Annotated in this window: 11 protein-coding genes; 6 read left to right on the plus strand and 5 right to left on the minus strand. The window is 65.3% G+C overall.

Translation table 11 applies throughout. From position 1 onward, the window contains the following. Positions 1–59 precede the first annotated feature (59 nt). Positions 60–1,166: a TRAP transporter substrate-binding protein gene (locus tag QO014_RS19260; protein WP_266350417.1), complete on the plus strand. Its 1,107-nt coding sequence runs from the start codon at positions 60–62 to the stop codon at positions 1,164–1,166. A 78-nt stretch (positions 1,167–1,244) separates the two neighbouring features. Here QO014_RS19260 and QO014_RS19265 read toward each other — a convergent pair whose 3' ends face one another. The 3 genes from QO014_RS19265 to QO014_RS19275 all read right to left on the minus strand — a co-directional run bounded on the left by QO014_RS19265 (position 1,245) and on the right by QO014_RS19275 (position 5,501). After that, on the minus strand, positions 1,245–3,272 hold the full coding sequence (locus QO014_RS19265) for a TRAP transporter large permease (RefSeq protein WP_266350361.1): 2,028 nt from the start codon (positions 3,270–3,272) through the stop codon (positions 1,245–1,247). 11 nt (positions 3,273–3,283) lie between these two features. Next, on the minus strand, positions 3,284–3,844 hold the full coding sequence (locus tag QO014_RS19270) for a TRAP transporter small permease subunit (RefSeq protein WP_266350362.1): 561 nt from the start codon (positions 3,842–3,844) through the stop codon (positions 3,284–3,286). Positions 3,845–4,001: 157 nt separating this feature from the next. Beyond that, positions 4,002–5,501 (minus strand): bifunctional metallophosphatase/5'-nucleotidase, encoded by a 1,500-nt coding sequence (locus tag QO014_RS19275; RefSeq protein ID WP_266350363.1) that lies wholly within the window; start codon positions 5,499–5,501, stop codon positions 4,002–4,004. A gap of 180 nt (positions 5,502–5,681) precedes the next feature. Here QO014_RS19275 and hemH point away from each other — a divergent pair, with 180 nt between their 5' ends. Next, entirely contained in the window at positions 5,682–6,737 is a 1,056-nt protein-coding gene (hemH, locus tag QO014_RS19280) for a ferrochelatase (protein ID WP_266350418.1), read from the plus strand. 99 nt (positions 6,738–6,836) lie between these two features. On the opposite strand, the gene QO014_RS19285 is transcribed toward hemH, so the two are convergent. Next, positions 6,837–7,835, minus strand: coding sequence for a KpsF/GutQ family sugar-phosphate isomerase (locus QO014_RS19285; RefSeq protein WP_266350364.1), 999 nt, complete (start codon positions 7,833–7,835; stop codon positions 6,837–6,839). Between the two features lie 200 nt (positions 7,836–8,035). Between QO014_RS19285 and QO014_RS19290 the strand changes: the two genes are divergently transcribed. The 4 genes from QO014_RS19290 (at position 8,036) to QO014_RS19305 (ending at position 12,263) form a co-directional block, all read left to right on the plus strand. Next, positions 8,036–9,478, plus strand: coding sequence for an outer membrane beta-barrel protein (locus tag QO014_RS19290; RefSeq protein ID WP_266350365.1), 1,443 nt, complete (start codon positions 8,036–8,038; stop codon positions 9,476–9,478). 72 nt (positions 9,479–9,550) lie between these two features. After that, positions 9,551–10,051, plus strand: coding sequence for a MarR family winged helix-turn-helix transcriptional regulator (locus QO014_RS19295; protein ID WP_266350366.1), 501 nt, complete (start codon positions 9,551–9,553; stop codon positions 10,049–10,051). Positions 10,052–10,128: 77 nt separating this feature from the next. Further along, a complete protein-coding gene (locus QO014_RS19300) occupies positions 10,129–11,046 on the plus strand; it encodes a DMT family transporter (RefSeq protein WP_266350367.1) in 918 nt (305 codons plus the stop codon). A 2-nt stretch (positions 11,047–11,048) separates the two neighbouring features. Continuing rightward, entirely contained in the window at positions 11,049–12,263 is a 1,215-nt protein-coding gene (locus QO014_RS19305; RefSeq protein WP_266350368.1) for an MFS transporter, read from the plus strand. Positions 12,264–12,279: 16 nt separating this feature from the next. On the opposite strand, the gene QO014_RS19310 is transcribed toward QO014_RS19305, so the two are convergent. After that, entirely contained in the window at positions 12,280–13,284 is a 1,005-nt protein-coding gene (locus QO014_RS19310; protein WP_266350369.1) for an aromatic ring-hydroxylating dioxygenase subunit alpha, read from the minus strand. Positions 13,285–13,383 lie beyond the last annotated feature (99 nt).

Raw genomic sequence — 13,383 nt, forward strand, 5'->3', positions numbered from 1 at the left:
TGGAGGAAGGTCAAGCAACGGCCTGCTCACGGGAGGAGACACCTATGGATCAGAAGAAGTTGGATCGGCGCCGATTCATCAAGACGGCCGGCGTCGGTGCAGGCACGGCGGTCGCAGCCGCCACGCTCGCGGCGCCGGCGATCGCGCAGAGCGCGCCCGAAATCAAGTGGCGGCTGACATCGAGCTTTCCCAAATCGCTCGACACCATCTATGGCGGCGCGGAGTTCTTCGCCAAGCGCGTCTCGGACCTGACCGACGGCAAGTTCCAGATCCAGGTCTTCGCCGCCAACGAGATCGTTCCCGGATTGCAGGCGCTGGACGCCGTCTCGAACGACACCGTCGAGATGTGCCACACGGTGAGCTATTATTACGTCGGCAAGGATCCGACCTTCGCCATCGGCGCCTCGATCCCCTTCGGCCTCAATACGCGCCAGCAGAATGCCTGGCTCTATATGGGCGGCGGCAACCAGCTGATGGACGAATTCTACGCCGGCTATAATGTCCAGGGTTTCCCTTGCGGCAACACCGGCGCCCAGATGGGCGGCTGGTTCCGCAAGGAGATCAAGACCGTCGCGGACTTGAAGGGTCTCAAGATGCGCATCGGCGGCTTCGCCGGCACGGTGATGACCAAGCTCGGCGTCGTGCCGCAGCAGATCGCCGGCGGCGACATCTATCCCGCGCTGGAAAAGGGCACCATCGACGCGGCCGAGTGGGTCGGCCCCTATGACGACGAGAAGCTCGGCTTCGTGAAGGTCGCGCCCTACTACTATTATCCCGGCTTCTGGGAGGGCGGCCCGACCGTCCACGCCTTCGTCAACATCGACAAGTTCAACGCCCTGCCCCCGGCCTACAAGGCGGCGATCGAAAGCGCCGCCGCCTATGCGAATACGTGGATGCTGGCGAAATACGATATCGAGAACCCGAAGGCTCTGATCCGCCTGCATGCGCAGGGCGCGAAGGTGTTGCCCTTCTCGGTCGAGATCCTGACCGCGAGCTTCAACGCAGCCGAGGAGGTCTACAAGGAGACCTCGGCGAAAAACCCGAAGTTCAAGAAGGTCTATGATTCGCTCGTTGCCTATCGCGGCGAGGCCGATCTCTGGCAGCAATATGCCGACGGCACCTTCGACCGCTTCATGAGCTATCTGCAACAGCAGAAGAAGGTCTGATCCGCCGAGGACCGACCGCAACCCATCGAGCGCAAATGACGAGGCCGGGCTTTCGCCCGGCCTTTTCGTGTCGGTCCGCTATGGCAGGGCCGGCGGAGGGCCGAGGGGATCGGCAGCGGGCGGCGTTGGCGCTGTTGTCGGCGCGGCGGGCGCGGCCGGTCCATCGAGCGACGGCGGCGCGGCATCGAAGCCCGGCGCGGCGGGCGGCGACTGGTCGAGACCCGGGGCGCCGCCCGGTGCCGGCAGGTCGAGGCCTGGGGCACCGCCGGGCGATGGCAGGTCAAGCCCCGGCGCTCCCGCAGCACCCGGCAGATCGAGCCCCGGCGGCGGCGCGTTCTGGTCCAATGCGGGCGCAACGTATTCCGTCTTGTAATGCGTCACGATCCCCGGGAAGGCGATCGTGATCACCACCATGATGATCTGGATGAGCACGAACGGAATCGCGCCGGCATAGATCTGCCCCGTCGTGACCGGCGCAATACTGCGTCCCGTGATCCGGTCGAGATAGGGCACCTTGGCCGCCACCGAGCGCAGGTAGAACAGCGAGAAGCCGAAAGGCGGATGCATGAAGCTCGTCTGCATGTTGATGGCGAGCAACACGCCGAACCAGATCAGGTCGATCCCGAGCTTGTCGGCCACCGGCGCCAGCAGCGGCACGATGATGAAGGCAAGCTCGAAATAGTCGAGGAAGAAGGCGAGGAAGAAGACGAGCAGGTTGACGACGACGAGGAAGCCGAGTTCACCACCCGGCAGGCTCACCAGCAGGTGCTCGACCCATTTGTGACCGTTCACGCCGAAGAACGTCAGCGTGAAGGTGCGCGAGCCGATCAGGATGAACAGCACGAAGGCCGAGAGCTTGGTGGTTGAATCGAGCGCGTGCTTCACGCTTTCGAAGCTCAGGCGGCGCTTGGCCGCCGCCAGCACCAGCGCGCCGACCGCGCCCATCGCGCCGCCCTCCGTCGGCGTGGCGAGGCCGATGAAGATCGTGCCGAGCACCAGGAAGATCAGCGCCAGCGGCGGCATCAGGACGAGGATGACCTCCTGCGCCAAGCGCGACAGGAAATGCACGCCCAGCATCTTGTTGGCGAGCGCCACGACATAGGCGACCACGAAGGCCGCCGACGCCGCCACGATCATCTCCGACCCGGTTTGGACGCGCCCGACCAGCCAATGATCGAAGAAGATCGAGAGCACGGCGACGATCGCGATCAGGATGACGAGCGAGGCCGTCAGCACGCGGACCATGCCGCGGAAGAAGGCGGTCAGGATGATCACGCCGCCGACCGACCAGGCGGCGGCATTGATCGCTTCCGGCAGGAGCGAGGCCGTGAGTCCAGGCGCACCCCAGAGCCGAACCATCGCGAAGGTCGTGAGCAGAGCGAGGGCCAGCGCCAGCGGCCAGTAGAATTTCCGGTCGGTATCGGCGGGCTTTTCGCGAAGCGTCTGGGCCTCCGGCGGCAGGCCGGGCGCGGCCTTGGCCGAAAGGCGCGTCACCAGGAAGATATAGCCGGCATAGAACACGGCGAGCAGCAGGCCGGGCACCAGGGCGCCCGCATACATGTCGCCGACGGAGCGGCCGAGCTGGTCGGCCATGATGATCAGGACGAGGCTCGGCGGAATGATCTGCGCCAGCGTGCCCGACGCGGCAATGACGCCGGCGGCGAGCCGCCGGTCATAGCCATAGCGCAGCATGATCGGCAGCGAGATCAGCCCCATGGCAATGACGGATGCGGCCACCACGCCCGTCGTCGCGGCGAGAAGGGCGCCCACGAAGACCACGGCATAAGCGAGGCCGCCCCGGATCGGGCCGAAGAGTTGGCCGACGGTCTCGAGCAGGTCTTCCGCCATGCCGCTTCGCTCGAGGATCAGCCCCATGAAGGTGAAGAAGGGGATTGCGAGCAGCGTCTCGTTGCGCATCGTGTCGAAGATGCGCTCCGGCAGGGCCTGGAAGAACGTCGTCTGGATCAGGCCGAGTTCCATGCCGACCAGGCCGAAACCGAGACCGGTCGCTGCCAGCGCGAAGGCGACCGGATAGCCGATCAGCAGCATGATGATGAGGGCGCCGAACATGATCGGCGCGATGTTCGCGGCAATGAAATCGAGCATCGGGGCGCTCCCTATTCAGTTGGAACAGGAACCGGCGGAGCGTGGCCGGTATGCGCGAACGGGTCCTCGATCAGGCCGCGAATGATCGCGATCCTCTTGATGATCTCCGATATGCCCTGGATGAAGAGCAGCACGAACGCCGCCAGGATCAGGGCCTTGGCCGGCCAGAGCAGCAGCCCGCCGGCATTGGGCGAATGCTCGCCCTGTGCCACCGAGCGGGCGACGAAGGGGATGGATTCGTAGATCATGAGGATCACGAAGGGCATCAGCATCAGGAAATGCCCGAAGAGATCGATATAGTCGCGCACCCGCTTCGGCAGCAGGTTGGAGACGATGTCGATGCGGATGTGTTCGTTGCGCTGGAGCGTATAGGCGGCGGCCAAAAGATAGGCACCGCCGAACAGGTACCATTGCAATTCGAGCCAAGCATTCGAACTGGTGTCGAACAGTTTCCTGACGGTCGCGTTGATCGCGCTCACGAGGATCGCCGCCAGGATCAGCCAGGATACACTTCGGCCAATCGATGCGGTCAGCCGATCAATGCCTCGGCTGAGGCTCAGCAATGCATCCATCAATCCCCCTGGCGCTGTTTCGCCCCGCATGCCGGCTCTTGAATGACCGGTCAATGCTGTGCCGCTGATAACAGCCTATTGGAGGACGGCAGGCAAGAGGCGTTGCCCCACGCTGCGCGCGAGAGGCGAGCGCGGGGCTTCGAGCAGAAGCCGGGGCTCAGGAAACAGGCTTGATCCGACCCTCGACGACGGGCGCGATCGTCTTCTTGTCGGCGATATAATCGATGACTTCGCTCGCCATCAGCCGGCCGTCCGCGACGCCGACCAGCCGCGCCGCATCCTTGAACACGACATAGCCGTCGCCGCCATCGGCCATGTAGTCATTGGTGGCGAGCGTATATTTCCTGGCCGGATCGAGCGGCGCGCCGTCAACCATCACGCTCTTGACCCGCATGCCCGGCGCAGCGTTCAGGTCGACCGTCACGACGAGGCCCGAGACCTGGGGAAAGCGCCCCGCCGCGCCCTCGACCTGGCTGAACCCGTTTTCAAGCGCGGCCTTGACCATGTCGCCGGTGACGACCAGCTTGACCGTCTTGTTGCCGAAGGGCAGCTCGGCGAAGACGTCGCCCCGCGTCAGCGTCGCGCCCGCGGGATATTCCCGGTCGGCGCGAATGCCGCCGCCATTGGTGATGGCGATATCGGCGCCGACGGCCGCGCGCGTCGCATCGGCGACCAGATTGCCGATCGCCGCCTCCTCGCCGCGCACCGTCGCGCGGCGGCTGTCGAGCGGCGTTTCCGTCTTGCCGATCTCGACCTTCATCTGGCTGTCGAGCTCGTCCTGATAGGTCTTCACGACCGCGGCGATCTTCGGATCGGGCGTGATGTCCTTCGTGTCGATGATCTCGAAATGCGGTTGCCAGGCAACGGTCGTCTTGCCGTCCTTCTCGGTCTTGTCGATCGTGACCCGGGTGACGATCACATTGTCGCCCTGCGAGCCGGATTCCGTCAGCGCGGTCTTGCCGTCGAAGAAGGCGAGCAGATGCTCGTCATGGCCGGAGAAGACGAGGTCGGCGGCGCGGTTGCGGACCAGCGCCATGTCGACCGAGAGCGGCGTATGCACCACGGCGACAACGAGGTCGGCCCCGGCGGCGCGCAGCGCCTTTTCCTTCGCCTTGCCCGTCTCGATCGAGGAATTGAACACCGTATCGCCGGCTGTCGCCACGACGGGCGTGTCCTCGGTCGTCAGGCCGTAGAAACCGATCTTGACGCCGCCGATCTCAACCATCTTGTCGTCGGTCGTGTTCTTCGGCTGGCTGCCATCCTTCTCGCGAATGTTCGAGGTGATGACGGGAAACTTCGCCTCGCCGATACGGGCATGGAAGACATCCGGGCCGAAATCGAATTCGTGATTGCCCGGCGTGAAGATGTCGACGCCCATCTGGTTCAGTATGTCGATGACATGGGCGCCCTTGTCGATGCCGGAGAGCAGCGATGGCGAGATCGTATCGCCCGCATGGATGAACAGCGTCGGACCCTTGGCGCGCTCTGCGGCGACCACCGCCTCGACCTTGGCGAAACCGCCCCGCCCCTTCAGATCCTCCATCCGGTCAATGTCGTTGGTCTGCACGAAGTTGATCGTGACGGTCTCGGCCAGTGCAGGGAAGCTCAGTGCGAGGGCGAAGGCCGAGGCGGCCAGAAGGCGGATGGGGTGTTTCATCGTCTGCTCCTCAGGAGGGCCGAGATCGGGGCGAGGATCTCGCTACCTCCGACTTTCTCAATGCGAGGCGCCGCTGTCATCCGAAAAACGGCCATGGGGTCGATCGACGCAGATCCTTTGCCCTCGCTCGACCGTATCTATCTTCTGGACGAACGCGAAGGAGCGGGGCATAGCGATCGCATGGACATCACACCGAAACTGAACGCACCGGCCAGATCCGCGCTCCCGGCCGGCCATCCGCCGGTCGCGCATGGCCGGATCGGGCTCCTGCTGGTCAATCTCGGCACACCTGATGGCACCGATTACTGGTCGATGCGGCGCTATCTGAAGGAGTTCCTTTCCGATCGCCGCGTGATCGAGGTGCCGCGTCTCCTCTGGTGGCCGATCCTCAACCTGATCATCCTGACGATCCGGCCATCGCGCTCGGGCCATGCCTATCGGTCGATCTGGAACACCGAAAAGAACGAATCGCCGCTCCGCACGATCACCCGCGCGCAATCGGAAAAGCTCGCCCTTGCCCTCGGCGACCATGAAGAGCTCATCGTCGACTGGGCCATGCGCTATGGCACGCCGTCGATCCAGGACCGGCTGGAGGCGATGCAGAAGGCCGGCTGCGAGCGGATCCTCGTCGCCCCGCTCTATCCCCAATATGCGGCTGCGACGACGGCGACGGTCAATGACAAGGCGTTCGACGCGCTGAAGACCATGCGCTGGCAGCCGGCGCTGCGCACGCTGCCGCCCTATCACGACGACCCGGTCTATATCGACGCGCTGGCCGTATCGATCGAGCGCTCGATCGCCGCGCTCGATTTCGAGCCCGAGCTCGTGCTCGCCTCGTTCCATGGCCTGCCGAAGGAATATCTCGACAAGGGCGACCCCTATTATTGCCATTGCCACAAGACGGCGCGGCTGCTGCGCGACCGGCTCGGCTGGTCGCCGGAGCGGATGAAGCTCACCTTCCAGTCACGCTTCGGGCGCGCGGAATGGCTGCAGCCCTATACCGACAAGACGGTCGAGGCCCTGGCGAAGAGCGGCGTCAAGCGCATCGCCGTCGTCAGCCCGGGCTTCGCCGCAGATTGCGTCGAAACGCTGGAAGAAATCGCGATGCAGAATGCCGAGATCTTCCACGAGCATGGCGGCGAGCATTTCGCCGCCCTCCCCTGTCTCAACGACAGTCCGGAGGGCATGACGCTACTCGAGCATCTCGCGCGGCGCGAGCTGATGGGTTGGATCTAGAACATTTTCGAGCGAAGTGGGCACCGGTTCGCGTGAAGAAAATGTGTCATGGCAAGCAGATAGGGCATTCACGGTGAACCGGGGTTCACCGGGAATGCCCTAGGCGACCCCGATCCGCAGCAGGTCGTGCATATGCAATATGCCGACCGGGCGGCGGTTCTCGACGACGAAGAACGCCGTGATCTTGGCGGTATTCAGCAGGTCGATCGCGGTGCCGACGAGCATGTCGGGGACGATCGTCTTCGGCGCGCGCGTCATGACTTCATCGACCGTGCGCGACAGGAGGTCCGGCCCGAGATGCCGGCGCAGATCGCCATCGGTGATGATGCCGATCAGCATGCCGTCGCGGTCCAGCACGCCGAGGCAGCCGAAGCCCTTCGCCGTCATCGCGACGATCGCCTCGCTCATCGAGGTCGCGGTCGCGACCAGCGGCAGAGCTTCGTCGCGATGCATGATGTCGCGCACGAAATGGAGGCTGGCGCCGAGCCGTCCGCCGGGATGGAACAGGCGGAAATCCTGCGCGGTGAAGCCGCGCGTCTCCAGGAGCGCGATGGCGAGCGCGTCGCCGAGCGCGAGTTGCATGACCGCCGAGGTGGTGGGCGCGAGGCCGTGCGGACAGGCTTCCTCCGCCTTGGGCAGCAGCAGGACATGATCAGCCTGGCGCCCGAGCGAGCTTTCCGCATTCGACGTCATGGCGATCAGCGGATTGCGGAAGCGCCGGGCAAATTCGACGATCGCCCGCAATTCAGCCGTCTCGCCCGACCATGACAGCGCCAGGATGACATCGTCGCGCGCGACCATGCCGAGATCGCCATGGCTCGCTTCGGCCGCGTGAACGAAGAGCGCGGGCGTGCCGGTCGAGGCGAGCGTGGCCGCGATCTTGACGCCGACATGGCCGCTCTTGCCGACACCTGTCACGACCACACGGCCGCTCGTCCGGCGAACCAGGTCGATCACGGTCGCGAAGGGGGCCGCCAGTGGACCAGCCAGCGCCGCGACCAGCGCATCGAGCCCGGCGCGCTCGCTTTCGATCGTCCGGATCCCGGAAGCGACCGATTCGCCCGCCACGATCGCGCTCGGCTGGACGGCATTCTGCATGCTCTGCTCCGCAACTGTTTTCCGCGCGGGCTTTTAGCATAGCCGGCACCGCCACGCGCAAGAAAAGGCGACGCATGGGCGAGGCGGTGACAACCATCTCTTAACCAAGGCCGTTTACCATTCGGAAACCATAGCGGTTCGGCCAGCCCGGGCCGGTCCACCCATGGCCTCCGCCTCCAATCCCGGAATACGGCTCCGCAATGCGCTTCACCTTTCGGCTCCTGGCAAAGGCTGCGCTCCTCGCAGCGCTCATGCCCCTGCCGGCCGCGCATGCGGAAGATGGCGACGGACCGCCGATTTCCTTCGACACCGCCGATGATTTCTCGCAACTGCGCGGCACGGACCCGGGCCAGCCGGTGGAGATCGGCACCGCGCCGCCGGGCTATCCTGGCACGGTCGCGGATCAGGTCGAGGACGGGCGAATCGGCCGCGCCGAACGCGAGGCGCCGATCACCGGCGAGGAAGGCGAGGCGCCACAGGGCCGCCGCCGTGCCCCCGATGCGCGCGACGAGACCAGCTATGATCCGCTCGGCATCCGCCTCGGCAGCTTCATCCTGCTGCCGGCGATCGAACTCCGGGGCGGCTACACCTCGAACGCGGCCGGATCGTCGACGGGCGGCCCGTCCGGCGTCCTGACGGCGGCGCCCGATATCGTGCTGCGATCGGACTGGGACCGGCACGAGCTCGGCTTCGCGCTCAAGGGCGCCTATGACTACTATACGGATACCAGCGTCGCGCCCAATCCGGTGCTTTATGTCGAGGGCAATGGCCGCATCGACCTGCCGCAGGACTGGGCCCTCCGCCTCAAGGCCGACTATGATTACCAAACCCAGTCGACCGACAGCCTCGACTATCCCACCGGCGCGACCAATCCGCCCGGCGTCAACACCTTCGATGGCGGCGCGACCCTCGACGGCCATTTCGGCAAGACCGTCTTCCAGTTGCGCAGCACGGGCACCTATACCGACTATGAAGATGGCTGGGATGGCGACACGCGTATCTACCAGGGCTATCGCAACAATCTGCTGACCAGCGGCGCCGTCCGCGTCGGCTACCAGGTGACGCCGTCGATCGCGCCCTTCGTGGAGACCCAGCTCTCCCGGCGAAGCTTCAACCAGGCCAACGCGCAGGACGGCATCAACCGCGACAGCTCCGGCGTCACGATCCGCGGCGGCATCGCCTATTCGGCCGATCCGATCCTGAAGGGCGAGATCGCGCTCGGCTGGCGCCGCGAAATCTATGACGACCCGGCCTTTGCCGATGTCGGCGCGCCGACGATCGACGCGTCTCTGATCTGGTCGCCCTCGCCGCTGACCGAGATCGGCTTCATCGCGGCGACCTATATCGACGCGACGGACGATCCGAACGCATCCAGTTCGCTGGTTTATGATCTTGGTCTGACGGTGAAGCGGTTTGTTCGCCGGAACTTCACGCTGGAAGGCGATCTCGGCTGGCGCCACGAGCATTACGAGGGCACCGACCAGAGCGACATCACCTATGAAGCCGGCATGACCGCGACGTGGAAACTCAATCGTGAAGCATGGCTCGTCGGCCGGCTCAGTCAGGAGTACTATGTCAGCGCGGAACCCGGCGGCAACTATCCGACGACGACAGCAACGATCGGTATTCGCCTGCAGCGCTGAACTCGCCACCCCGGGCACAATGCTTTGCCGTGTCATCAACCCGACACGAATTTCGGCTATCCGGGAACAATCATGGCATTCAACCATCGCAAGACGATCACCTTCCGCCTCGCACAGACCGCCCGCGCCGCGCGCGGCCGCTCTGGCGACCATCTCGTGCGGATCGGCCTGCATCCAGGCCAGGAGAGCGTTCTGAAGGCGCTCGCCGAACAGGACGGGCTGTCGATGAGCCAGCTTGCCCAGACCCTTTCGGTCCAGCCGCCCACCGTCACGAAGATGGTGAGCCGCCTTGCCGCGCAGGGCTATGTCGAGCGCCGCGCCTCGAAGGGCGATGGTCGGCAGGCTCATGTGTTCCTGACCGAGCAGGGCAGCGACACCATCGCCGATGTCGACAAGGGCTGGAAGCGCCTCGAAAAGGAGGCACTGGCCGGGATCGACGACAAGGACGTGAAGCGCCTTCGCAAGCTGCTTCGGCAGATCGAGCGCAATCTCTCCGCGACCGTTGATGCCGTCGACGAGCCGGCGGAGGACGAGGTCGAAGAAGCGGAGCCTGTTGCCGAACCTGTTGCTTGAGCCCGGCGCGCCGATCTGATTGATTGGGCCGGGTCGCAGAGCGCGACGCCACGCCTCTATCCTCCCCCGGAGTCCGGATGTCCGCCTCGCCGTCTGCCGCGGAGGCCGCGCAACGCCTGCGCGGCATTCTGATCTATTGCTCGTCCATGCTGATCTTCTCCAGCCTCGATACCTCGGCGAAATTCGCGAGCACGGCGCTCCCCGCACTCGAAGTCTCCTGGATGCGCTTCGTCGTCCATGCGCTGCTCGCCATCGCGATCCTCAGGCCCTGGCGCCATTGGAACCTCTACAAGACCAAGAGGCCCGTCCTGCAGATCGCGCGCAGCCTCGTGCTGGCGGGTTCGACCATCTTCAATTTCATGGCGCTGCGGGAATTGCAGCTCGACGAAACCGCGGCGATCGGCTTTTCCGGCCCCTTCTTCATTGCCGGCCTTGCCGGGCCGTTCCTGGGCGAATGGGCGGGGCCGCGCCGCTGGATGGCGATCTTCATCGGCTTCATCGGCGTGCTGATCGTGACCGCGCCCGGTGTCGGTACGTTCAAGCCGGCCATCTTCCTGGCGTTGTCGGCAGCGCTCTCCTACGCCTTCTTCATCCTCTCCACGCGCCTGCTCACCGCCACGGAGAGCATGCAGAGCCTGCTGCTCTACGCCGCCGCGATCCCCGCGCTCGCCTTGGCCCCGCTCGCCATCCCCGAAGCGATCATGCCCCCCACCATTCCGATCGGCGTCGCGCTGCTGATGATGGGCGTCTTCGGCATTCTGGCGCATTGGTGCGTGATCCGCGCCCATACGCTGGCGCCCGCGCCGGTGCTGGCACCCTTCATGTATATCCAGATGGTCTGGGCGATCCTGCTCGGCTACCTCGTCTTCGGCAACCTGCCGGAACCGCGGACGCTTGTCGGCGCCGGCGTGATCGTGGTCAGCGGCATCTATCTGCTCTACCGTGAACACCTGCGCGCGCCCGACAGGCCGCCCAGCACGATCGACGGCGCATAGGCATGGCGATCCCGACCACGAGCGCCAACCGGCAGGCACGTTTCTTTGTCGCGCTCGCCATTCTGGTGGCGCTGCTCAACAGCACCGCCGCCTCGCCGCTCTATACCGCCTATCGCCAGATGTGGTCGCTGAACGCGTTCACCATCTCGGCCATCTTCGCGATCTATGCGCTCGGCACGCTGACGGCCCTGCTCGTCCTCGGCCGCTTGTCCGACCGCCTGCCCGACCGGCGGATTCTGATCGGCGTCTCGCTCCTGATCGTCATGGCCGGCGCCATCCTATTCGCGACGGCGGGCAATCTGCATGCACTCTTGATCGGCCGGCTCTTTGCCGGCGTCGGCACGGGCGGATTGACCGGCGCCGCCAACGCCGCGCTGATCGAGCTCGATCCGAAAGCGGACACACGCCGCAATGCGGTGATCGCGACGGCAGCCTTCACCGGCGGCTGCGCGCTCGGACCGCTCCTGAGCGCCGTCGCGCTTCATTTCGATGCCTGGCCGCTCGAACTGCCCTTCTTCGTGATCGCCGCCCTCGCCGTGATCACGCTGGTCGGCCTGCTCACGGCGAGCTGGCGGGTTGCGCCACGTGTGACGACGGCCCCGACCAGCGCCGAGATCGCTGCCGAAATGCCCGAGCGCGGACGGCTGACCGCATTCGCCGTTGCGGCGGGTGGATTGATCATCGCCTGGTCCGTCGGCTCGACCTTCGCGGCCCTCGGCCCGACCTTCATCCACGAACTGCTTGATATCGGGAGCATGGCCGCCGCTGGCGTCATCATCGCGCTGTTCCAGCTCGTGGCGGGCATCAGCCAGATCGCCTGCCAGAACTTCCGCTCCGATCGGGCGCTGATCGCCGGCACGATCGTCATCGCCACGGCAACCATGCTCTGCGCCACCGCGATCTGGATCGGCGCGCCGGCGCTCTTCATCGCCGGCACCGTCTTGAACGGCGTCGGCTATGGCGCCGCCTTCGTCGGCGCGGCCGGAATCACCAACCGCATCGCGCCACCACGGCGCCGGTCGACGTGGATCTCGGCCTTCTACATGACCGGCTATCTCGCCAATGCGCTTCCCGTGCTGGTGCTCGGCAAGCTCGGCGACACGCTCGGCCTGTTCGGCGCCTTCCTCTGCCTCACGGGATTCGCCGTCTTCGCAACAGCGGTGGTGAGCTTCGCCGCACGGATCGTGCTGTCGCCCATGCGCCGGGCGACCGCCTGACACGCGCGGCGCAGGTTCAGGCCGCTGTCGATTCCGGTGTGGCGCGGAGAAGCTGGCGGATCTTCTTGCGCATGAGAACGCCGGGGCGATCGCAGACCATGTGCAATTCGCGGCCTTCGCTCGCATCGAGCGGCACGTTCTCATCGGTCGATTCCAGGATCAGCTTGTCCTCCAGGCTGACCCGCTTGTCGAAGGCGATCACCTTCTCCGAGGGGACCTGCTCCTCGGTATCGTTGCGGATGACCCATTGGACGAAGCGGGTCTTGCCCTCATCCATCGGCGTCGCCGCCGTGCAGAGGATGTTCTCCAGCCCGTTCGGATAGGTGATCTTGCCGGCGCGGAAGAACGGCACGAAGAAGCGGTTGGCCGTCCGGCGCACGGTGCGGTCGGACGTCATACCGATGGCGTCGCGCATCCCCTCGGGATTGCGCACGGGCACCTCGGTGCGCATGACGAAGCCGTCCTCGGTATCCTCGAGCGTGAAAGGCGGCGGCACGGGATCGGTATCGCCGAAGCTGCCCTTGTGAACGAAGGCGAAATGGGCGTTGTCGAACGCATTCTCCATGATGCGCAGCGGCGCGCAGGCCCAGTCGTCGCAGAACTCGATCACCTGGCGATAGCCGGGCGCGCCGAATTCCGGGATCACCGGGATGTCGTAGAAGGGCTCGTCCAGCGCGACCCAGACGTGATTATAGCGCTCGACGCAGCGATAGCCCGGCACGCCGAACGGGTTCGGCTTCTCCACCACGTCCTGCGGAACCTTGACGCAATGGCCCGTGCCGTCGAAGGCCCAGCCATGATAGGGGCAGACGATATTGCCGTTCTCGACCGTGCCGAGCGAGAGCTTGGCAGTGCGATGCAGGCAGCGATCCTTGACCGCGCGCGGCGCCCCGCTCGCATCCTTCCAGAGCGCGATCGGCTCGCCGCAGAGCTTCATCCCGACCGGCGTATCGCCCAGCGCCGACATCGGCATCACGCAATACCAGAACTTCCGCAGGAGCGGCTCCTGGGTTACTCGCATTATGCATCTCCATGAGTTTCTGCATACATGTCAGCAAGGTTGATGCCAGACCAGACGGCAAGGCCACCCTTTGTGTCGACCAGCCCGGCGTCCGACCGC

It is taken from the genome of Kaistia dalseonensis, from assembly GCF_030814715.1.
Taxonomy (GTDB): domain Bacteria; phylum Pseudomonadota; class Alphaproteobacteria; order Rhizobiales; family Kaistiaceae; genus Kaistia; species Kaistia dalseonensis.

Bases quoted from the DNA above. Each gene is read 5' to 3' on its own strand.
- QO014_RS19295 (WP_266350366.1), top strand. From the start codon at position 9,551: ATGGCATTCAACCATCGCAAGACGATCACCTTCCGCCTCGCACAGACC.
- QO014_RS19275 (WP_266350363.1), bottom strand. From the start codon at position 5,501: ATGAAACACCCCATCCGCCTTCTGGCCGCCTCGGCCTTCGCCCTCGCA.
- QO014_RS19290 (WP_266350365.1), top strand. From the start codon at position 8,036: ATGCGCTTCACCTTTCGGCTCCTGGCAAAGGCTGCGCTCCTCGCAGCG.
- QO014_RS19305 (WP_266350368.1), top strand. From the start codon at position 11,049: ATGGCGATCCCGACCACGAGCGCCAACCGGCAGGCACGTTTCTTTGTC.
- QO014_RS19310 (WP_266350369.1), bottom strand. From the start codon at position 13,284: ATGCGAGTAACCCAGGAGCCGCTCCTGCGGAAGTTCTGGTATTGCGTG.
- QO014_RS19300 (WP_266350367.1), top strand. From the start codon at position 10,129: ATGTCCGCCTCGCCGTCTGCCGCGGAGGCCGCGCAACGCCTGCGCGGC.
- QO014_RS19285 (WP_266350364.1), bottom strand. From the start codon at position 7,835: ATGCAGAATGCCGTCCAGCCGAGCGCGATCGTGGCGGGCGAATCGGTC.
- hemH (WP_266350418.1), top strand. From the start codon at position 5,682: ATGGACATCACACCGAAACTGAACGCACCGGCCAGATCCGCGCTCCCG.
- QO014_RS19270 (WP_266350362.1), bottom strand. From the start codon at position 3,844: ATGGATGCATTGCTGAGCCTCAGCCGAGGCATTGATCGGCTGACCGCA.
- QO014_RS19265 (WP_266350361.1), bottom strand. From the start codon at position 3,272: ATGCTCGATTTCATTGCCGCGAACATCGCGCCGATCATGTTCGGCGCC.